The following is a 20,412-nucleotide window of genomic DNA, read 5'->3' on the forward strand; positions in this document are numbered from 1 at the left end:
GGAAATAATCATTGATGCTTTTGTCCGGGCGTTAACCGTCACGACGGCCAAACGCTTGCCCCATCTTGACGGACGATTCGGCGGTCAGCTCTGGGTTCCACTTAACGGCGTCTTTTGGCACAACCATTACCACCGTCGAACCTAGCCGAAAACGGCCCATTTCCTCGCCCTTCTCGAAACATATAGGGTTGGCGCTATCGTTATAGCGAACACTGCTCACATCTTTGGTGCCGGGCGCGACGATGCCCGCCCAGGTGGTTTCGACGCTGCCGACAATCATGGCGCCCACCAATACCAGAGCCATAGGGCCAAACTCGGTATCAAAAATGGCGGCCACACGCTCATTGCGTGCGAACAGGTTCGGCACGTTTTGAGCGGTTACGGGGTTCACCGAGAACAGCTTCCCGGGTACATGCACCATTTCTCTCAATGTGCCGGCGACTGGCATGTGGATTCGGTGATAGTCCCTGGGGGCCAAATAAATAGTGGCAAATTCGCCATCCGCAAACGGGTGCGCCCGATCCGAACTCCCGCCGAGCAGTTCCGTCAGGCTGAATGATTGCCCTTTGGCTTGAAAGACGCGATCGCTACTGATGTGGCCAAGCTGGCTGATAGCGCCATCAACCGGGCTGACAAATACGGAATCGTCACCCGCAATGGGCCGTAAGCCCGGCTTCAGCGTACGGGTAAAGAACGCGTTGAAGCTGGCGTATTGCGAAGGGTCGGATTCCGTTGCTTCACTCATGTCCACGCCGTAGCGGCCGATAAACCAGCGAATCACCCGATTTTTCAGTTCAGGCTGATGCTCATTATCCGCCAGCTTGCCGGCCAATTTTGAAATGGTGAGCTGTGGCGCAAGGTACTGGCTGAGAATGAAAAGCTTGTCCAGCATCGAAACTTCCTTTATTCGGGGCGACATAAATTTATGAGATTCGCGAGTTTAGCAAATTGCGACGGGTTCGGAGAAATCGTTTATCGATTTCGCGGTCTTCACTGTCGCTTGCTATGATGCGTTGGCGGGGCGTCTTAAGGGGCGACATGTTTCTCCACAATCTGGGGTTTAGGCACTATTCATGGCACTGATTATTGGCTCACTTGTTGTATTGGCCTGTGTGCTGGGCGGGTATTCCCTGCATGGCGGTAACCTGGCTGTTCTTTGGCAGCCGACGGAAGTTCTGATCATTTTCGGTGCGGCGATAGGTGCCTTTGTGATCGCTAATCCCATGCACACCATCAAGGAAGTGTTCTTTGGAATACTGCGCCTGTTGACCGGCTCACCATTCAATAAAGCGTTTTATATGGATTTGTTGAGCCTCATGTACGACATGTTCGACAAGTCCCGGAAACAGGGGGTGATGTCAATCGAAGAAGATATCGACAACCCGGAGTCGAGTCAGATTTTCACCCGCTACCCGGCGGTGATCAAATCTCAGGAATTGCTGGCCTTCATCACTGATTACATGCGCATCATCAGTTCCGGCAACATGGCGCCCCATGAACTCGAAGGCCTAATGGACAGTGAGATTGACAGTCGCCAGCACGAGCTTGAAGAACCGGCCCACGCGGTCAACAAGGTTGCTGATGCATTGCCGGGCCTGGGCATTGTGGCGGCAGTGCTGGGTATCGTGATTACCATGAACTTTTTGTCCGAAGGGCCTGAGCGCATTGGTTTAAGTGTCGCGGCGGCCCTGGTCGGTACGTTTTTGGGCATTTTTATGGGCTATGGGTTTGTCGGGCCCACCTCCACGGCGCTGGAGCATCATGCTAAATATGAACTCAAGGCCTACGAGTGTGCCAAGGCTGCCATTGTGGCGACGGTCTCGGGGCAAGCGCCACAGATGGCCATTGAGTTCGGGCGTAAAGCGCTGCCGACGGATAAGCGCCCATCGTTCCAGGAACTGAACGACCACGTTCGGTCAAAGTAACTATTCTCTGATCTGCCGAAGGTGATGACGGTTTGGAAGAACAGCCGATAATTATAAAGCGCGTGAAAAAAGTCGCAGCCGGCCACCATGGTGGGTCCTGGAAGGTTGCATTCGCCGACTTCGCGACCGCCATGATGGCTTTTTTTCTGGTGCTCTGGCTAACGTCAACGGCCTCGCCAGAGCAACTGAAGGCAGTGGAGGGGTACTTTCAAGACCCTATTGGTTTCACCGAGGGTGGCTCTGCGAACCCGGTCGACCTGGGGGGCAGTGCGTCTGTCGTGAAGGAAAGCAGTGCCGATATTGCCACCAACGATGTACAGATACTGGATGAACGCATTGAACAACTGTCGGAAACCCTTGAGCAGCGAAAAATGGAAGAGCTGTTTCAGGACCTTCAGGAGCGCATCGAGCAAAGCGAAACGCTTCAGCAGTTCAAGGATCAGTTGTTGATCGATATCACCGATGAAGGCCTGCGAATCCAGATCGTGGACCGATCCCAGCGGCCGATGTTTGACAGCGGCCGGGCGCAGCTCAAGTACTATTCCCAGGATATTCTTTTTGAGCTTGCCAAAACCTTGGGCACAGTCCCGAACAAACTCAGCATCACCGGGCATACCGATGCGACCCCGTTCAAAGGGCGTCCGGGCTACACCAATTGGGAGCTTTCCGCAGACCGGGCCAACACCGCGCGCCGCGCGCTGGTGGCCGGCGGGGTCAAAGGTGAGCAAATAGCCAGAGTCGTGGGCCTCAGTGACTCGATACTGTTTGATGTGGACGACCCTCAGGCGCCGGTGAATCGTCGCATTTCAATCATTGTGCTGAATAAAAAAGCAGCCAGTGATATCCAGCAGAACGCGGGTCGAAAACAGCAGGACGAGCCGTTGATTGACCTTACGAAACCGACCGAAGAAGACGCGGCCGCCGCCCGTAGCAAGCTGGAAAACGGCGAGTGGTTGGAGGACAAGCCTGAGCCCAAGCCCAATGAAGTCAACTGGTAGCAGTCTGGGCTCGGCTCTGGCATCTGCCGGTTACAGGCTGAGCCCCCGGGCCTGTTGCTCCGCCATATCCGCGAGTATTCTCCGGAAGCTGTGCATCCGTTCGGCGCTGATGCGGCCGTCGTCCGCTGCGCTCTCGATGGCGCAGCCGGGTTCCGCCATATGACGGCAGTTCCGAAATCGGCAGTTACCAATCAGCGGCCGGATCTCGCGAAAACCGTACTCTATTTCCTGCGGCGTCATGTGCCAAAGCCCAAATTCTCGGATGCCAGGGGAATCGATCAGGTCGCCACCACAGCTCAAGTGGAATAAGCGAGCCGTCGTGGTGGTGTGAGTGCCTTTGCCGGTGCTTTCGGACAGCGCTCCAACACGAATAGCCTCGTCCGGCATCAACGTTTGGATAATCGAAGATTTGCCGACACCTGACTGCCCCACAAACACACAGGTTTTTGCTTTCACCAGGGCCTCTATTTGCTCTGCACGGTGCTGGCTTTGGTCGTCCTGCTGGGCGGACGTCTGCACAACCGGATACCCCAGAGCGGCGTAACGGGCAATCAGCGCTTCGATGTTGGGCGAGTTGAACTCATCGAGCAAATCGCTTTTGTTAAGCAGAATGACAGCGGGTATGCCGGTGCTTTCCGCTGCCACCAGGTAGCGGTCAATCAAGTTGTCGTGGGGTTCCGGTTCCGGTGCAATAACCAGAATAATGTGATCGATATTCGCAGCCACGGGTTTGAGTTGGCCGAAATTGTCGGGTCTTTGCAGCAGTGAGTCACGGTCCCCACGGGCAACAATCACCCCGGTGTCCTCCGCGCCTGGCCGCCAGATAACCCGGTCTCCGGTCACCAGGGTGTCAATATTGGTGCGCGCAAAGCAGCGGACGGATCGGCCCTTGCGCTCGCCTTCCAGCGCTTCCACTTCCAATTGTTGGCCAAAGTGGGCAATCAGCAGGCCGGCTTGTTCGGTCCCCAGCTCACTGCCATCCAGTTGCCGGTCGACGACACGTTCTTTGCGTGCGGCACGTTCCGTCCGCTCAGATTGAATTTTTTTGATGCGCCATTGTTGTTGCTTGTTGAGTCGACGTTTAGCCATTGTCGGTGTTCATTCTATTAATTCATCCATTGTGAGCGAATGTCTGTTGTAACATCATACGTGATTCAAACATAAGGAACCTCGGTATCTGGCGGATTCTGTTGCACGAAGGTGACAGGGCTGTCCTGTAGGTTTCATCATGCGTTCAGTTGGAGAGAGGGTGATGGCAACAACCGACCGATTGGTCTGGATTGATCTTGAAATGACAGGTCTGGACCCGGAAAAAGAACGGATTATTGAAATGGCGACGCTGATTACCGACTCCGACCTCAATCTTGTCGCAGAAGGGCCGGTTATTGCGGTGCATCAACCCGACAGCTTGCTTGATGCTATGGATGCCTGGTGCACGAAAACCCATGGTCAGACCGGTCTGACGCGGCGCGTCCGCGAGAGCCAGATCTCCGAATCAGACGCTGAGCAACAAACCCTGGCGTTTCTGCGACAGCATTTGGAGGCGGGGCAGTCACCTTTGTGTGGCAACAGCATTGGCCAGGATCGTCGGTTTTTGGTGAAGTATATGCCGGAGCTGGAGGCATTTTTTCACTATCGGAATCTCGACGTCAGCACCATCAAAGAATTGGCCCGACGCTGGCGCCCCGACGTGTTGGACGGCGTTAAGAAAAAAGGCACCCATTTGGCGCTGGACGACATCCGCGATTCCATTGACGAGTTGCGGCATTATCGGGAACATTTCTTCCAGCTGTAGTTAGGAAATGGTAATGCGGTAATAGTTGTTTGGCATTAACCGTGCGGCCTTAAATGCATGACCTGCGTGTGGCGCGAACCTGTGTACTCAGGGTCAGGTGCCAACAAGTCGGATAATGATCGCGGCGAGCGCCGCGATTCGGATCGCACAAATGAACCGCAATGAGGCGTCTGCCCGATGATCAGTCTCGGGTGGCGTGGTCTGCCAGACCATGACGCTGAAGCGCCCACAGAACGTGCTCTCGGACCAATGCTGACGGGTGTTGGGCTCGCTGTTTCAGGGCCTCAATCACCGGTATGGTTGAGGGCGCATTGCCCAGGCCGACCGCCAGGTTTCGAAGCCAGCCTTCGTAACCGGTGCGGCGAATCGCAGACCCCTCCGTGTTTTTGAGAAACTCCTCCTCACTCCACAGGAACAGAGTCGCAAGCTCGGAATTATCCAGTTGATGACGAGGCTGGAAATCGTCCTCCGTCGTGGGCTTGCTAAAGCGGTTCCAGGGACAGACCAACTGACAGTCATCGCAGCCAAACACCCGGTTACCCATCAGCGATCGCAGTTCCTCCGGAATGCTGCCTTTCAATTCGATGGTCAGGTAACTGATGCAACGTCGTGCATCGAGGGTATAGGGAGATGGAAAGGCATTGGTGGGGCACACGTCGAGACAGGCAGAGCAGCGCCCGCAATGCTCCGCTTCATAGGGCTCATCCACCGGTAAGGGGGCATTGGTGAATATTTCACCGAGGAAGAAGAACGACCCCGCTTTTCGGTTCAGCAGCATAGTGTTCTTGCCGATCCATCCCAGGCCCGCGCGCTGGGCAAGGGCGCGTTCCAAAACCGGCGCACTGTCAACAAAGGCGCGGTAGTCAAAGCCTGACACCGCTTCATCGATCCGCTTGGCCAGGGTGGCCAGGCGCTTGCGAATGAGTTTGTGGTAGTCCCGTCCAAGGGTGTACCGGGCAATGTACGCTTTTTCAGGGTTTGCAAGCGTGTCGGATGGGCTGTCGGGTGCGGCTAGATAATCCATCCGTACCGAAATGACTCTCAGGGTGCCGGGTACCAGCGATGTGGGGGTATAGCGTTTGTCGCCATGATCCGCCATGTAGGCCATTTCCCCGTGCATTTCCTCGGTGAGCCAGCGCTGAAGTCTGTCGGCGTGCACTCCGGTATCGGGCAGGGTAATGCCCAGCTCATTGAAGCCCAGTTCCCGGGCCCAGCCTCGTATGTCGTCGGTAAGTCTGTTGAGCGTTGGTGCCATAAAAATTGACTTTACAAAATTCTCATTGATTAAGTTATGACCTTTTTCCCTGTTTTGCTATGCTTTACAGGTATCTGGCCATAACACTTAAACTGATTTCTGTACCGGGGCCGACTTTTTATGCCGCTGTTCAGCGCTACCAGCTTAACAGACTCACTTTACTCTGCCGATTCGGTGCGGGCGATTGATCGCTATGTGATTGATAAGTTGGGAATCCCTGGGTTTGACCTGATGCAGCGAGCGGCCAGTGCCGCCTTTCGGCAATTGGTCAAACGGTGGCCCGGACATCAGCGGTTGCTGGTTCTGTGCGGTGGTGGTAACAACGGCGGTGATGGCTACCTGGTTGCTGCGAACGCGAAGCGTCATGGGCTTGACGTTGCCTGTGTTGCCTTATCATCACCCGATAAATTAACGGGTGACGCCGCCACTGCCTACAGGAAGGCGTTGACCGATGGGGTGCGGGTCTCGGAATGGATAAGCTTGCCACAGGATGAACAGGGCGCGTTGTTCGAGAACGCCTCCCTGCTGGTGGATGCCATGCTGGGGACCGGGGTAACGGGCGCGCCCAGGGAGCCTTATGCCACCGCTATTAGCGGCTGTAATCATTCTGGTCTGCCGACCATTGCCATCGACGTTCCGTCCGGACTGGACGCGACCACGGGCGCGGCTGCGGGCGATGTGGTCAGGGCGGCATTGACGGTTACCTTTATCGCCCGGAAAGCCGGGCTATACACTGGGCAGGGACCGGAGTTTTGCGGTCGTATTGAATTTGAGAGCCTTGGGGTGGCGGCCGCCGATACCGATCGGAGCGGTGAATCCCCCATTGCCGGGAAGTTTGACTGGCAGGATTTGAGTGCTGCTGTGCCGAGACGGCCGGTAACCGCCCACAAGGGGCGTTTTGGCAAGTTGTTGATTGTCGCCGGTGACCGTGGTTTTGGTGGTGCCGGGTTGCTGGCCGCCGAAGCCGCCGCGCGAACGGGTGTTGGCCTGGTATCCCTGGCGACACGGCCTGAACATGTGGGGCCCGCGCTGGCTCGGTGCCCGTCAGTTATGGTGCACGGTGTGACGCACAGCTCGGAGCTGACACCGCTGATCGATGCGGCCGACACTCTGGTCTGTGGCCCGGGTATTGGACGGGGTGCCTGGGGGCAGCAAATGCTACAGCGGGTTGTTACCGAGACCAAGCGCCTGGTGCTGGATGCCGATGCACTGAACCTGATGTCCTTGCGGGTTCCGGTCAAATCGGACAACCATATTTTAACGCCGCACCCCGGCGAGGCGGCGCGGTTGCTGGGTGTGACGGTGGCAGACATTGAAGCTGACCGGATGACGTCAGCACAGGAAGTTCAGCGGTTATTCGGAGGTACGGTGTTGTTGAAGGGCGCCGGAACCGTCATAGCAGCCAGCGGCCAGCGGCCAATGGTTTTAGCGGGGAGCAATCCCGGGATGGCGACGGGCGGCATGGGTGATGTTCTTTCTGGCATGATCGGCGCACTGTTGGCTCAGGGAATGGCGCCCGCAATGGCTGCCAGCATGGCGGCGGCGCTGCATTTGTCGGCCGCTGACAGGGCCTCGCTCAGCAAGGGCTTTATGGGCTTGCTGCCAACCGATGTGATTGACTGCGTGCCCGCTATCTTGGGGCAGGCGGAAGGGCTTGTGCCGGGAGGGGCGATCTAAATGGTGACCGAACCAAGCGCCGACCGGAGCATTTTTTTGGCGGATGAGACCGCAACGGAGCAACTCGGGGCCGAACTGGCAGGGGCCATCCAGGCCAGCAAAAACGGACTGACCGTGTTTTTGCAGGGCAATCTTGGAATGGGAAAGACAACGCTGAGTCGGGGGCTGATTCGTGGACTTGGTCACCACGGCGCGGTAAAGAGCCCGACCTATACACTGGTCGAGCCGTATGAACATCTTGAGCCCATGACCTACCATTTTGACTTGTACCGGTTAGGGGATCCCGAAGAACTGGAGTACATGGGGATCCGGGATTACTTTCAAGGCAACAATGTCTGCCTGATTGAATGGGCTGAGCGCGGGCATGGCGTTTTGCCGGAAGCGGATGTGGTGATTGAGTTGACGGCTCAGCGCCAGGGGAGAGCCGTCAGTGTGAGCGCGCGGACTGATCGTGGCCGTACCCTGATTGATACATTGCCTTTAAACGTCGCGGCGCGTGCCGCTGACTGATCAAGAGTGGGTTGCAAAATGTTAGGGATGAAAAGTTATTTTACAAAGGGTTGGCTGCGGGTCTGGGTGCTCGCCTGGTTAGTCGTTGCAGTGTCGGCCGGACATGCGGCGACGACGGTCGAGGGCGCACGGATCTGGCCGGCGCCGGATCATACCCGTGTGGTATTTGATATCGGGGCGGGGGTTGAACATTCCATTTTTGCACTGGAAAAGCCGGCGCGTCTGGTTATCGATATCAAGAATGTGAAGCTTGGCGCGGATCTGTCACGGCTGGAACTGGGGGGCAGCCCTATCAAGCGCATCCGCAGTGCACCACGAAATGGCAGGGACCTCCGGGTGGTACTCGACCTGGATAATGCCATCAAGCCGCGCAGTTTTCAGTTGGAACCAAATCAGCAGTACGGTCACCGCCTGGTCGTTGATTTGATTCAGGAGAACCAAAAGGCCCTGCCCACAAAAGACGAGCCGGTTTTACAGGACAACGCGGGAAGCCGTCGCGATATCATTGTGGTAATCGACGCCGGTCATGGTGGCGAGGATCCTGGTGCAATCGGGCCCCAAGGCACTCGAGAAAAAGATATTGTACTGAGCATGGCCAAGACGCTGGAGTCATTGATTAACAGTCAGCCAGGCTACAAGGCCAAGCTCACGCGCAATGGCGACTACTACATTGATCTGCGCAGCCGGACAGTATTGGCCCGTAAGTACAATGCAGACCTGTTTGTTTCGGTCCATGCGGACGCGTTTCGCACGCCACAGCCACGCGGGGCATCGGTTTTTGCTCTGTCTCAGCGCGGTGCCACCAGCGAAACCGCTCGGTGGCTGGCTCGCAGTGAGAACCGGTCTGACCTGATAGGCGGAGTGGGTGGCGTTTCGCTCGGCGACAAAAACGATGTCCTGGCCGGTGTTCTGCTGGACCTCTCCATGACCGCCAGTATCAACGCCAGCATCGGCGTGGGCGACTATGTGTTGAAGCAGTTGGGTGGTGTTACCAAGTTACACAAGCCGGGTGTCGAACAGGCTGCCTTTGCGGTGCTTAAATCCCCCGATATCCCGTCGATCCTGGTAGAAGCGGGTTTTATTTCCAACCCCCGGGAAGAGCGCAACCTGAAAAGCTCAGCGTATCAGCGCCGCATCTCGCAGGCGGTATTCGGTGGCATAGACTCCTACTTCAACAGCACCCCTCCGCCCGGCACCTTGCTCGCTTACAATAAACGACAGGCGCAAAATCTGGCCGGTGGACAGTACCGAATCCAGCGTGGCGACACGCTTTCGGCGGTTGCGCGCCGTAACCAGACCACGGTCAACGAATTGATGCGCCACAATGGCCTCAGTAATGATCGGGTGCTGGTCGGTCAGACTATCGAGATTCCCGCCTCCTGACGGTGGATAATCACCAGGTCTCAGGCACTCAGCGGATGAGTGCCGTCGTTGTATTCTGATATGATGCGGGCTTCTGTATCCACGTTCCAACAGTGAGGCCCCGCACCCACCATGCCGTCGATTAAACTCCTGTCCCCACGCCTGGCAAACCAGATCGCCGCGGGTGAAGTGGTCGAACGCCCGGCCTCCGTCGTGAAAGAGCTGGTTGAGAATGCCCTGGACGCAGGGGCGCAGCGGGTTGATGTGGACATTGAGCAAGGTGGCGCCAAATTAATACGCGTCCGTGACGACGGGGGCGGCATCGACGAGGCCGACCTGCCGTTGGCGCTAAGCCGTCATGCGACCAGTAAAATTGCCGATCTGGATGACTTGGAAGCGGTCGCCTCGCTGGGTTTCAGGGGTGAGGCCTTAGCGAGTATCAGTTCAGTGTCGCGGCTGGCGCTCACGTCACGCACCGCCTCTCAAGAGGCAGCGTCGCGGGTTGAAGTGGAAGGTCGGGAGATGGATGCGCGCATTTCACCGGCGGCGCACCCGGTTGGAACCACGGTTGAAGTGCGCGATTTGTTCTTTAACACACCCGCCCGAAGGAAATTTTTGCGCACTGAAAAAACCGAACTCAATCATGTTGAAGAGTGTGTGCGACGGCAAGCGCTGAGCCGTTTCGATACCGGTTTTACCTTGCGCCACAACCAAAAAGTTCTGCAAAGCTTGCGCCCGGCCAGTACGGCGCTGGATCGGGAGCGTCGCATTGGTTCCCTGTGCGGGCAGCAGTTTATCGACAACACCGTGGTGATCGACGCTGAAGCGACGGGACTCAGGCTTTGGGGTTGGGTTGCACTGCCCACGTTCTCACGCAGTCAGGCTGACCTGCAGTATTTTTTCGTCAATGGTCGTGTGATTCGTGACCGACTGGTGGCTCACGCGGTCCGGCAAGCCTATCGGGATGTGCTTTATAACAATCGCCATCCGGCGTTTGTGCTTTATCTGGAAGTGGATCCGGCCAGTGTGGATGTGAACGTCCACCCCACTAAGCACGAGGTGCGGTTCCGCGATGGCCGGTTGGTGCATGATTTTATTTTCAGAACCTTGCACCGGGCGCTGGCGGAGGTAAAACCGGATGATCACTTTAGGGGCGCCCTGGCGCAGTCTGGCGACCGTGAGATTCAGCAGGGCACGGCTGGGGCCTCAGGTGCTGGTGGGTACCCTGCGCCGGCCTCCTGGCAAGTACCGGGTTCGCTCGGCGGCCGTGCACCTCAAGACGGTTCGCCTCAAGACCGTTCACCTCAAGACATAGGTGCTGGCCACAAAGACTGGCAGGCCAAGGACCAGATGGCGTTTTATCAGTCCCTGAATCAGGGTGGAGGTGTTACCTCAGACGCCTCTGGCCAGGCCGGGATAAACGCCCAGGCCCCGACGATCCCTACGCCGCCCATGACCGATGGTGATGAACCACCGTTGGGGTACGCCATTGCCCAGCTGCATGGCATCTACATCATGGCCCAGAATCGCCAGGGGTTGGTCGTGGTCGATATGCATGCGGCTCATGAGCGTATTACCTATGAGCGGATGAAACGCGCACTCGATCAGCAGGATATAAAAAGCCAGCCCCTGTTGGTGCCAGTGTCGATGGCGGTGAGCCAGAAGGAAGCGGCGCTGGCCGAGACCCACGGCCAGGAATTGCAGCAGCTTGGGCTGTTGGTCGAGCGGATTGGGCCAGAAACGCTGGCCGTACGCCAGGTGCCGGCACTGTTGCGCGGTTCGGATACGGAACAACTGGTCAGGGATATTCTCGCCGACCTGATCGAGAACGGTCAGAGCGACCGGGTTGAGGCGGTGACTCATGAGTTGCTGGGCACTATGGCGTGCCACGGCTCGGTGAGAGCGAACCGTCAATTGACCATCCCGGAAATGAATGCACTGCTGCGTGACATGGAAGCCACGGAGCGCAGTGGTCAATGCAATCATGGTCGTCCGACCTGGACTTTAATGACCTTGACCGAGCTGGATAAGCTCTTTCTCAGGGGGCGGTAGATATGGTTACGGCGGATGACAAGCCCTTGCTGCCGCCAGCCATATTTTTGATGGGACCGACGGCATCAGGGAAAACCGACCTGGCAATCAAGCTGACGGAGCGGTTGCCCTGCGACATTATCAGCGTCGACTCGGCGATGATATACCGAGGCATGGATATCGGCACCGCCAAGCCCTCCGCGCAAGAACTGGCGGCGGCGCCCCATCGACTGATCGACATCTGCGACCCGGCCGAAACCTACTCGGCTGCAGATTTTTGTCGTGATGCTCGTCGTGAAATGGCGGCCATTACCGCAAATGGTCGAGTGCCCCTGCTGGTGGGCGGCACCATGATGTATTTCAAGGCGTTGCTGAGCGGGTTGTCGGACTTGCCGGCGGCGAACCCTGACGTGCGGGCAGAACTTGAGAAAAAAGCTGCGGAGCACGGTTGGTCGGACCTGCACCGCGAACTGGCCGAATTGGATCCGGTGGCCGCTGACCGGATACACCCCAATAACCGGCAGCGCCTGCTTCGGGCGCTGGAAGTCATTCGTTTGACCGGGCGCCCAATTTCAGACATTTGGCGCGCTCAGGGGGCGTCATCCACTGATACTAAAGTTATCGATGATTACCCCTATTTCACCCAGTGGCAGGCAGACGAAACCGATTCCCTTCCGTATACTGTAACGCAGCTTGCTATTGCGCCTTCTGAACGGCACCAACTCCATGACCGTATTCGGCTTCGGTTTACCCAAATGCTGGGTCAGGGGTTTATTGATGAGGTTCAGGGGCTCATGGATCGCGGTGACCTGACGCCAGACATGCCATCCATGCGGTGCGTTGGTTATCGTCAGGTCTGGTCCTATCTGGCTCGGGAAGTTGATGCGGATACCATGGAAGAAAAGGGTGTCGCGGCGACAAGGCAACTGGCCAAACGTCAGTTAACCTGGCTGCGTAAATGGCAAGATGTGAATTGGCTTACTACGGATTCCCATCAAAATGCGTCGTGCGCCTTGAAAATTATCGGTCTTCGCACCACATTGAACTGACAGGAATCTCAGTATTGAGTACCTGTTTCGCTTGGTTACAGGCTTTGCGTTGTTGCAACGAGCCGTCGTGTCGGTTGATGCCGGCTGCCCCTGAACCGTTAAAAATGACGATCTGCTTTTCATCACAGGAGAACACACATGTCAAAAGGGCATTCTCTACAAGACCCTTACCTCAATGCATTGCGCAAGGAGCGTATCCCGGTTTCAATTTTCTTGGTTAACGGAATCAAGCTTCAAGGCCAGGTCGAGTCGTTCGATCAGTTTGTGATCCTGTTAAAAAATACTGTAAGCCAGATGGTTTACAAACACGCCATTTCAACCGTAGTGCCTGCGCGCAACGTTCGCGTTCCTCAGCAGAACCCTACCGGTGAGGGTGAAGTCGAGGATTGATCTGAGTTATCGTCGACGGTTCTGCAGTTTTGATGTAAAAACACCCGCGAACTCTGATGCCGGCCAGCCCGGCGATCAGGGTTCGCGGGTATTTGCATTGTGGCAAGTCCATTTTGTTTGGAGACTCGTTTAATTGTTTGAGCGTCCTGATGTTGGTGAGCGGGCGGTATTGGTTCATATCGAATTTTCGTCCCAGGGTGAATCGGAAGATTTAGGGGAATTTCGTGAGCTGGTCACGTCGGCCGGTGTCGAACCAGTGGCCACCGTCACCGGAAGCCGAAATCAACCTAGCCCCCGATTTTTTGTCGGCGAAGGTAAACTGGATGAAGTCCAGGCTGCCGTTGTGGAGTCCGGTGCCGATGTTGTGCTGTTCAACCATGCGCTCAGTCCCAGCCAGGAACGCAACGTTGAGCGCGAACTGAAGTGTCGTGTCCTGGACCGCACTGGCGTGATACTGGATATTTTTGCGCAGCGGGCCCGGACCCATGAGGGTAAACTGCAGGTCGAGCTGGCCCAACTTGAGCACATGTCAACGCGCCTGATTCGAGGCTGGACCCACCTTGAACGCCAGAAAGGTGGTATTGGTCTCCGCGGTCCAGGTGAAACTCAGCTTGAGACTGACCGGCGCCTGTTGCGTGCACGAATCAAGTCAATCCACCGTCGTCTGGACAAGGTGCGGCGACAGCGTGACCAAGGTCGCCGTGCACGCCAGCGCGCTGACATTCCAACGGTGTCGCTGGTCGGTTATACCAACGCAGGCAAATCGACACTGTTCAATTACATCACCGCGGCGACGGTCTACACCGCGGATCAGTTATTCGCGACATTGGATCCGACCCTGAGGCGTCTTGAGCTGCCGGATATCGGGCCGGTTGTTGTGGCCGATACAGTGGGCTTCATCCGTCACTTGCCCCACAAACTGGTGGAGGCGTTCAGGGCGACGCTGCAAGAAACCAAGCAAGCGTCATTATTGTTGCATGTGGTCGACTGCCACGATGATCGTCGTGATGAAAACATGGAACAAGTGGAGGATGTGCTGCTGGAAATCGGCGCGGACGAGGTGCCCGTATTACAGGTATTCAATAAAATTGACTTGCTGGACAACTTTGAACCCCGAGTAGAACGTAATGAACTCGGTGAGCCGGTCCGGGTCTGGGTATCGGCGGTTACAGGTGCTGGTATACCTGCATTGTTTGATGCGGTGGTTGAACGTTTGGCTGAAGACGTTATCCACCAATTTGTTTTACTTGGCCCTGGCGATGGCAAACTGAGGGCGTTGTTGCATCAGGCCGGGTCTGTCTTGGCAGAAGAGCAGCGGGAGAACGGCGATGCCGTTATTGAGGTCCGGCTCCAGAGCCGTGACTGGTTCCAGTTGCTGAGTCGCGCAGGAATCAAGCCCGATGCCATCCGATTGGACCAGGGAACACGGCCCATTCAGGGAACTTAAACGATATTAGGCAGCCAAAGGCGCGGTTGAATTGGATTAAGGCACAGTCTGCTATTGCCGGGCGCGTCATAAATCCCTAGTATTTGCAGCCATTCGATAAGCAAGAACGGAGAGTACTATGGCCTGGAATGAACCGGGTGGTAACCGCAACGACAACGATCCCTGGGGAACCGGCGGTCGTCGTGGCGGCAATGATCAAGGGCCACCAGACCTGGACGAAGCGTTAAAGAAGGGTCTCGACAAACTGAATCAGCTGTTAGGTGGCAAAAAAGGCAAATCCGGTTCCGGCGGCGGTTCGTCCAACGGTGGCAGCGGCAGTGGCTTTGGTGCAATCCTCGCGATTCTGGGTATTGTTTTTGTTGTTTATGTGCTTTTCCAGTCTGTCTATACCGTGGATGAGCAGGAGCGGGCGGTCGTGCTGCGCTTCGGTGAATACAACAAAACAGAAAATCCGGGCTTGCGCTTCAAGGTGCCACTGATTGACGACGTCACCAAAGTGCGGGTAACCAGCGTGCGGACGGCTGAGTCTCGTGGTCAGATGCTGACCGAGGACGAAAACCTGGTGTCGGTGGATCTTCAGGTTCAGTACCGTGTCGACAGTGCGCGTGCGTTTGTGCTCAATGTCCGCGATTCCCCGGAAGCGCTGGCCTTTGCGACTGACAGCGCCTTGCGTCACGAAGTTGGCAGCTCGTCAATGGACCAGGTACTGACGGAAGGGCGTGCTGAATTAGCGGTTCGCGTTGAGCAGCGCTTGCAACGTTTCCTTGAAGAGTACGGTACCGGTTTACAGATTGTGCGGGTCAACGTTGAGAGTACCCAGCCACCCGAAGCGGTTCAGGATGCTTTTCGTGAGGTCCAGCGTGCTCGAGAGGATGAGCAGCGGGTGAAGGAAGAAGCCGAGACCTACCGCAACAAGGTGGTTCCCGAGGCTCGTGGTCGAGCCCAGCGCATGACCGAGGAAGCTATGGCGTACAAGCAGGAGGTGATCTCGCGTGCTCGTGGTGAAACCGCTCGCTTTACCGAAATGCTGACCGTTTACCGGACGGCACCGGATGTTACCCGTGAACGCATGTATATGGCGGCACTGGAAAAGGTACTGTCGAGCACCAGTAAAGTGCTGATCGATACCGAGAGCAGCAATAATATGATGTATCTGCCACTGGATCGTATGATTAACCGGGACGGAACTTCAGCCAGCATGGGCACGCAAGGCTCGGGCAGCTCCGGCAGCAGCGACCAGGACATCCAGTCGTTGACCGATCAGGTCATCCAGGAAATTCGTAGCAGGCAGGACACTGGTATTCGGAGAGGGAGATAATTATGGGACCTAAAGGCGTTCTGGGTCTTGCAGGCACCCTCGTTGTTGTCCTGCTGGTTTTATCAAGTGTGTACATTATTCCGGAAACTCACCGGGGTGTATTGCTGCGGTTTGGCGAGCTGGTCGAGACTGACATCCAGGCCGGTATCCATTTCAAAGTGCCGGTCATTGACCAGGTGCGTCGTTTTGATGTGCGGGTACTGACGACGGATCTTCCGTCCAAGCAATACCTGACCATTGAGAAGAAACCTTTGGATGTGGATTCTTACCTCGCGTGGCGCATTCAGGACGTGGATCAGTACTACAGAGCCACCGGTGGTGATGAAATACGCGCCCGCTCCCTGTTGTCGTCCCGTGTCGATAATGGCCTGCGCGACGAGTTCGGCGTACGCACCATGCACGAAGTAGTCTCCGGTCAGCGAGACGAGCTCATGCACACACTGCGTGACCGTGTGACACTGGCCGCCCAACGTGAGTTCGGGGTAAAAGTGCTGGATATCCGGGTTAAGGGTATTGAGTTTCCGGGGTCGGTCAGCGACAGCGTCTTTCGCCGCATGGCAACCGAGCGGGAAAAACTGGCTCAGGAATTCCGGTCACGTGGTCGAGAACTGGCTGAAGGCATTCGCGCGGATGCCGACCGTCAACGCACTGTCGTGCTAGCGGAAGCGTTTGCCGGAGCCGAGGAAACTCGCGGTGAAGGTGACGGTGAGGCGGCCAAGATTTATGCGGACGCCTACACCGCCGATGAAGAATTCTACAAGCTGTATCGTAGCCTGGAAGCGTATCAAAATACCTTTACCGGCAAAGACGATATCATGGTGATCGACACGGATAGCGACTTCTTGCGCTACCTGAAAGATCCGATGGGCGGCCAGTAGATCGCACTCGACGTACAAGAAACCGGAATGGCATAGCTGTTCCGGTTTTTTTGTGGGCGCTAAAAGTGTAAAATTCTGCCGGTTTTGGTTTGGTTTTCCGCTCCGCAAAGGACAGACGTCCTCAATCCTGTTTATCCTGTGGGCTTTTTGAGCGCCAGGACGAAAAACGGACATTAGAGATACATGACAGACTCTAACCGCTGGTTACTGCCTGATGGGGTAGAAGATATCCTGCCGCCACTGGCAGGACAAATTGAAACCCTGCGCCGTGATGTAATGGACACGTGCCAGCGCTGGGGTTATCAGCTGGTGATACCCCCGCTGATTGAATACCTTGATTCGCTGTTTACGGGGACAGGGCATGATTTGGCACTGCAAACCTTTAAACTGACCGATCAGTTGACTGGCCGCATGATGGGTGTGCGAGCAGACATGACGCCGCAAGCCGCCCGCATTGATGCCCACACCCTGCGCAGTGACGGTGTTACCCGCCTGTGCTATGCCGGCCACGTGCTACATACCCGGCCACAGCACATGTTGACCGGACGAACACCGATTCAGGCCGGTTGTGAGCTTTTTGGCAGTCGCTCACAGGCCGCCGATAATGAGGTGATCAGCCTCATGCTTGAGACACTTCGCACGTCGGGTGTGCCGGCCATCCATCTGGACCTTGCCCATGTGGCGATTTACCAGGCGTTGATCGCTGAGACCAACGTCGACCGAGAGACCGAAACGGCGATATTCGACGCCATGCGTCGTAAATCAATCCCGGAGCTTGATACCCTGCTGGGTGCCTGCCCCGAGGACAGTGCCGGCGGCCGGTTGAGAACCCTGGCCCGTATCAGTGGTGGTCGAGAGTCCTTGGCAGAAGCCAGGGTCGCGCTTCAAGGGGCGTCGGACGATGTTATGCAGGCGTTGGACCAGTTGGAGAGCGTCGCGGACATGCTGGCTGGGCATTACCCCGAGGTCATGCTGGGGTTCGATTTTTGTGAGTTGCGTGGCTACAACTACCACACAGGTCTGGTGTTCGCGGTCTACGTGCCAGGACACGGAGAGGCAGTGGCCAAGGGCGGTCGTTACGACGCGATTGGGCAGGATTTCGGGCGTGCGCGCCCGGCAACCGGATTCAGTATCGATATCCGTGCCTTGGTGGCCCTCGGCCAATCCCGTGCCCGTGCAGCGACGGGTGCGATATGGGCTCCAGTCACGGATGACGAGACATTGGCCGGTGTTGTGGCCGGTCTCAGAATGACAGAAACGGTGGTTCAGGCCCTGCCGGATGATAACGCGGGCGACCCGCAATCACGGGGATGTGACCGGCAGTTGGTGAAACAGGGCGGCCAGTGGGTCGTGGAATCAATCAAGTAAATGTGCCGTCTCCGTGTGAATCAGCGCGGGAGCAACGAGAGCTAATCATGGGTAAAAATGTTGTAGTGCTGGGCACCCAGTGGGGTGATGAAGGCAAGGGTAAGATTGTCGACCTGTTGACCGATCAGGTGGCCGCCGTTGTGCGCTTTCAGGGTGGCCATAATGCGGGTCATACACTCGTTATCGAAGGTCGTAAAACGGCGCTTCACCTGATTCCTTCAGGTATTCTGCGGCGCAATGTCAAGTGTCTGATTGGCAACGGAGTCGTGTTGTCTCCGGAAGCCTTGCTCAAGGAAGTGCGTGAACTTGAGGAGCGGGGCGTGGCAGTGCGAGACCGTCTGCGCATCAGTCTTGCCTGCCCACTGATTCTGCCCACGCACGTCAGAATCGATCAGGCGCGTGAGCGAGCCCGGGGCAACGATAAAATCGGCACCACCGGCCGTGGTATCGGACCGGCTTACGAGGACAAAGTGTCCCGTCGCGGTTTGAGGCTTGGTGATTTACTGAACCCGCAATCGTTTGAAGAGAAGTTGCGGGACATCATGGAATACCACAACTTTGTCCTGACCCAGTATTTCAAGGAAGAAGCAGTTGATATTGATCAGGCGCTGCGCGACCTGTTTACCATGGGCGAGGAAATCCTCCCCATGGCAGCCGATGTCACGGATTTGCTGCACGACTACCGCAAACGCGGCGAGGATATACTGTTTGAAGGGGCACAAGGGTCGTTGCTGGACATTGATCTGGGCACCTATCCCTACGTTACCTCATCCAATACCACGGCCGGCGGTACCGCAACCGGCACCGGTTTCGGTCCGCTGTTCCTGGATTACGTCTTGGGCATTACCAAGGCCTACACCACCCGTGTTGGTTCCGGCCCGTTCCCGACCGAGTTGTTCGACGAGTTCGGACAGCACCTGGCGGTCAAGGGTAACGAGGTTGGCACCACCACTGGGCGCTCCCGCCGCTGCGGCTGGTTTGATGCCGTGGCGTTGCGCCATGCGATCCAGATTAACAGTGTGTCCGGTATCTGCCTGACCAAACTGGATGTGCTGGATGGCATGGACACCGTCAAGGTCTGCGTGGGTTATAAGACGCCAGAGGGCGAATTGCATCGTCCGCCCATCGGCTGCGACAACTACGCGTTCATTGAACCGGTTTATGAAGAGCTGCCTGGCTGGAAAGAAAGCACGGTAGGATTGACCAGCATTGACCAGTTGCCAGCCAACGCGATGGCGTATATCCAATTTCTGGAACAGCAGATTGAAGCGCCAATCGATATTATCTCAACCGGTCCGGACCGCATCGAGACCATTGTGATGCGTCACCCGTTCGGCCACTAAGCACGCGGCTAAGCCGAATAGGGTGAAACCCGCCATCGCCGCACTGCGGACCGTTCCGGAGCGCGGCGTTGTCGTTTTATCGTTCGGCAATAATGGTTGCGCGCTTGGGACCCGGGTAGCCCTCGATGGTTTTGGTGGCATCGGTCGGGTCCAGGAAATCCTGCAGGGATTGAAAGCGCATCCAGTCCGTTGTGCGCTGCTCGTCGGTGGCGGTGTTGGTGACATCGACGACACGGGCATTCCGAAAACCGGTTCTGTTCAGCCAGCGCAGCAATGTGTCGCAACTGGGTAAAAACCAGACGTTACGCATTTGCCCGTAACGGTCTTCGGGCATCAGGGTATGCCCCTCCGGGCCATCGACCACCAACGTCTCAAGAACCAGCTCACCGCCGTCCCTCAGGGTGTCTCTCAGCTCCAGCAAGTGGTCCAGTGGCGAGCGCCGGTGATACAGAACGCCCATGGAAAAGGTGGTGTCGAACGTTTCCAGCTTTGCGGGCAGATCTTCCAGGCGAAGGGGTAACAAATCGACTGGCACCTGGCCCAGATACTGTTTGACGCTTAAAAACTGAAACAGGAACAGCAGGCCGGGGTCAATGCCCACCGTCCGCGCCGCGCCGGCTCCCAGCATTCGCCAGCAATGGTAGCCTGAGCCGCAACCGACATCCAGGACCCGGCGGCCACGTAAATCCGATAGCCAGGGCGCCACCCGGTCCCATTTCCAGTCCGAACGCCACTCGGTATCGATCACAACGCCAAACAGATCAAATGGCCCTTTGCGCCAGGGCATGAGGCCCCGTAACGCGGACTCGAGCTGGTCGAACGTGGTAGCGGGCAGTTCGCCGTCTGTGCTCAGGGTAATCGCCGATGCGTTCAGGTCACTGTGAATGTTGGCGATGGCAGGCAACTGGTCCAGAGCCCCCAGCCAGCGGTCCATATCACCGTGCGGCTGGCGGTCGAACCGGCTCGTCAGTTGGGTGCGAAGTTGGCCCACCCATGGCATCAGACCCTGTTGTTCCAGATCGGTAAAAAGGCTTTGATAGCAGCTTTGCCAGTCAAAGGAGGTCAT

The 20,412-nt window shown here is 56.8% G+C and carries 18 protein-coding genes; 14 read left to right on the forward strand and 4 right to left on the reverse strand.

The window, feature by feature from the left end; translation table 11 throughout:
• Window positions 1–31: 31 nt before the first annotated feature.
• Window positions 32–892: an archaetidylserine decarboxylase gene (gene asd, locus GRX64_RS04845; protein WP_166264211.1), complete on the reverse strand. Its 861-nt coding sequence runs from the start codon at window positions 890–892 to the stop codon at window positions 32–34.
• Between the two features lie 181 nt (window positions 893–1,073).
• Between asd and motA the strand changes: the two genes are divergently transcribed.
• Window positions 1,074–1,925, forward strand: coding sequence for a flagellar motor stator protein MotA (gene motA, locus GRX64_RS04850; RefSeq protein ID WP_166264213.1), 852 nt, complete (start codon window positions 1,074–1,076; stop codon window positions 1,923–1,925).
• Window positions 1,926–1,957: 32 nt separating this feature from the next.
• Entirely contained in the window at window positions 1,958–2,923 is a 966-nt protein-coding gene (motB, locus tag GRX64_RS04855; RefSeq protein WP_166264215.1) for a flagellar motor protein MotB, read from the forward strand.
• Between the two features lie 30 nt (window positions 2,924–2,953).
• Here the strand turns inward: motB and rsgA are convergent, their stop codons facing one another.
• Window positions 2,954–4,012, reverse strand: coding sequence for a small ribosomal subunit biogenesis GTPase RsgA (gene rsgA / locus GRX64_RS04860; RefSeq protein ID WP_166264217.1), 1,059 nt, complete (start codon window positions 4,010–4,012; stop codon window positions 2,954–2,956).
• 163 nt (window positions 4,013–4,175) lie between these two features.
• On the opposite strand from rsgA, the gene orn reads away from it, so the two are divergent.
• Window positions 4,176–4,718, forward strand: coding sequence for an oligoribonuclease (gene orn, locus GRX64_RS04865; protein ID WP_166264219.1), 543 nt, complete (start codon window positions 4,176–4,178; stop codon window positions 4,716–4,718).
• A gap of 181 nt (window positions 4,719–4,899) precedes the next feature.
• Here the strand turns inward: orn and queG are convergent, their stop codons facing one another.
• Window positions 4,900–5,973 (reverse strand): tRNA epoxyqueuosine(34) reductase QueG, encoded by a 1,074-nt coding sequence (queG, locus tag GRX64_RS04870; protein WP_166264221.1) that lies wholly within the window; start codon window positions 5,971–5,973, stop codon window positions 4,900–4,902.
• 120 nt (window positions 5,974–6,093) lie between these two features.
• Here queG and GRX64_RS04875 point away from each other — a divergent pair, with 120 nt between their 5' ends.
• The 11 genes from GRX64_RS04875 (at window position 6,094) to GRX64_RS04925 (ending at window position 19,346) form a co-directional block, all read left to right on the forward strand.
• Entirely contained in the window at window positions 6,094–7,650 is a 1,557-nt protein-coding gene (locus tag GRX64_RS04875; RefSeq protein ID WP_166264223.1) for an NAD(P)H-hydrate dehydratase, read from the forward strand.
• Window positions 7,651–8,160: a tRNA (adenosine(37)-N6)-threonylcarbamoyltransferase complex ATPase subunit type 1 TsaE gene (gene tsaE, locus GRX64_RS04880; protein ID WP_166264225.1), complete on the forward strand. Its 510-nt coding sequence runs from the start codon at window positions 7,651–7,653 to the stop codon at window positions 8,158–8,160. It begins immediately after the preceding gene.
• 27 nt (window positions 8,161–8,187) lie between these two features.
• Entirely contained in the window at window positions 8,188–9,543 is a 1,356-nt protein-coding gene (locus GRX64_RS04885; protein WP_166264406.1) for an N-acetylmuramoyl-L-alanine amidase, read from the forward strand.
• A gap of 111 nt (window positions 9,544–9,654) precedes the next feature.
• Window positions 9,655–11,574, forward strand: coding sequence for a DNA mismatch repair endonuclease MutL (gene mutL, locus GRX64_RS04890; protein ID WP_166264227.1), 1,920 nt, complete (start codon window positions 9,655–9,657; stop codon window positions 11,572–11,574).
• 2 nt (window positions 11,575–11,576) lie between these two features.
• A complete protein-coding gene (gene miaA, locus GRX64_RS04895) occupies window positions 11,577–12,602 on the forward strand; it encodes a tRNA (adenosine(37)-N6)-dimethylallyltransferase MiaA (protein ID WP_166264229.1) in 1,026 nt (341 codons plus the stop codon).
• Window positions 12,603–12,740: 138 nt separating this feature from the next.
• Entirely contained in the window at window positions 12,741–12,992 is a 252-nt protein-coding gene (gene hfq, locus GRX64_RS04900; RefSeq protein ID WP_166264231.1) for an RNA chaperone Hfq, read from the forward strand.
• Window positions 12,993–13,125: 133 nt separating this feature from the next.
• The gene (gene hflX, locus GRX64_RS04905; RefSeq protein ID WP_166264233.1) at window positions 13,126–14,439 is read left to right on the forward strand and encodes a ribosome rescue GTPase HflX; all 1,314 of its coding nucleotides are present in this window, start codon (window positions 13,126–13,128) and stop codon (window positions 14,437–14,439) included.
• A gap of 118 nt (window positions 14,440–14,557) precedes the next feature.
• Window positions 14,558–15,757, forward strand: a complete 1,200-nt coding sequence (gene hflK / locus GRX64_RS04910) for an FtsH protease activity modulator HflK (RefSeq protein WP_166264235.1) — start codon at window positions 14,558–14,560, stop codon at window positions 15,755–15,757.
• 2 nt (window positions 15,758–15,759) lie between these two features.
• Complete coding sequence (gene hflC / locus GRX64_RS04915) at window positions 15,760–16,635, forward strand: protease modulator HflC (RefSeq protein WP_166264237.1); 876 nt, start codon at window positions 15,760–15,762, stop codon at window positions 16,633–16,635.
• 183 nt (window positions 16,636–16,818) lie between these two features.
• Window positions 16,819–18,003 (forward strand): ATP phosphoribosyltransferase regulatory subunit, encoded by a 1,185-nt coding sequence (locus GRX64_RS04920; RefSeq protein ID WP_166264239.1) that lies wholly within the window; start codon window positions 16,819–16,821, stop codon window positions 18,001–18,003.
• Window positions 18,004–18,050: 47 nt separating this feature from the next.
• Window positions 18,051–19,346 carry an adenylosuccinate synthase gene (locus GRX64_RS04925; protein WP_166264241.1) on the forward strand — a complete coding sequence of 432 codons (1,296 nt, stop codon included), beginning with the start codon at window positions 18,051–18,053 and terminating at the stop codon, window positions 19,344–19,346.
• Window positions 19,347–19,422: 76 nt separating this feature from the next.
• Here GRX64_RS04925 and cmoB read toward each other — a convergent pair whose 3' ends face one another.
• Window positions 19,423–20,412, reverse strand: a complete 990-nt coding sequence (gene cmoB, locus GRX64_RS04930) for a tRNA 5-methoxyuridine(34)/uridine 5-oxyacetic acid(34) synthase CmoB (RefSeq protein WP_166264243.1) — start codon at window positions 20,410–20,412, stop codon at window positions 19,423–19,425.

It is taken from the genome of Marinobacter caseinilyticus (genome assembly GCF_011074955.1).
GTDB classification, from domain to species: Bacteria; Pseudomonadota; Gammaproteobacteria; order Pseudomonadales; family Oleiphilaceae; genus Marinobacter; species Marinobacter caseinilyticus.

Coding starts and splice junctions, on each gene's coding strand:
- asd (WP_166264211.1), bottom strand. CDS start 892: ATGCTGGACAAGCTTTTCATTCTCAGCCAGTACCTTGCGCCACAGCTC.
- motA (WP_166264213.1), top strand. CDS start 1,074: ATGGCACTGATTATTGGCTCACTTGTTGTATTGGCCTGTGTGCTGGGC.
- rsgA (WP_166264217.1), bottom strand. CDS start 4,012: ATGGCTAAACGTCGACTCAACAAGCAACAACAATGGCGCATCAAAAAA.
- orn (WP_166264219.1), top strand. CDS start 4,176: ATGGCAACAACCGACCGATTGGTCTGGATTGATCTTGAAATGACAGGT.
- queG (WP_166264221.1), bottom strand. CDS start 5,973: ATGGCACCAACGCTCAACAGACTTACCGACGACATACGAGGCTGGGCC.
- GRX64_RS04875 (WP_166264223.1), top strand. CDS start 6,094: ATGCCGCTGTTCAGCGCTACCAGCTTAACAGACTCACTTTACTCTGCC.
- tsaE (WP_166264225.1), top strand. CDS start 7,651: ATGGTGACCGAACCAAGCGCCGACCGGAGCATTTTTTTGGCGGATGAG.
- GRX64_RS04885 (WP_166264406.1), top strand. CDS start 8,188: ATGAAAAGTTATTTTACAAAGGGTTGGCTGCGGGTCTGGGTGCTCGCC.
- mutL (WP_166264227.1), top strand. CDS start 9,655: ATGCCGTCGATTAAACTCCTGTCCCCACGCCTGGCAAACCAGATCGCC.
- miaA (WP_166264229.1), top strand. CDS start 11,577: ATGGTTACGGCGGATGACAAGCCCTTGCTGCCGCCAGCCATATTTTTG.
- hfq (WP_166264231.1), top strand. CDS start 12,741: ATGTCAAAAGGGCATTCTCTACAAGACCCTTACCTCAATGCATTGCGC.
- hflK (WP_166264235.1), top strand. CDS start 14,558: ATGGCCTGGAATGAACCGGGTGGTAACCGCAACGACAACGATCCCTGG.
- hflC (WP_166264237.1), top strand. CDS start 15,760: ATGGGACCTAAAGGCGTTCTGGGTCTTGCAGGCACCCTCGTTGTTGTC.
- GRX64_RS04920 (WP_166264239.1), top strand. CDS start 16,819: ATGACAGACTCTAACCGCTGGTTACTGCCTGATGGGGTAGAAGATATC.
- GRX64_RS04925 (WP_166264241.1), top strand. CDS start 18,051: ATGGGTAAAAATGTTGTAGTGCTGGGCACCCAGTGGGGTGATGAAGGC.
- cmoB (WP_166264243.1), bottom strand. CDS start 20,412: ATGACCTCCTTTGACTGGCAAAGCTGCTATCAAAGCCTTTTTACCGAT.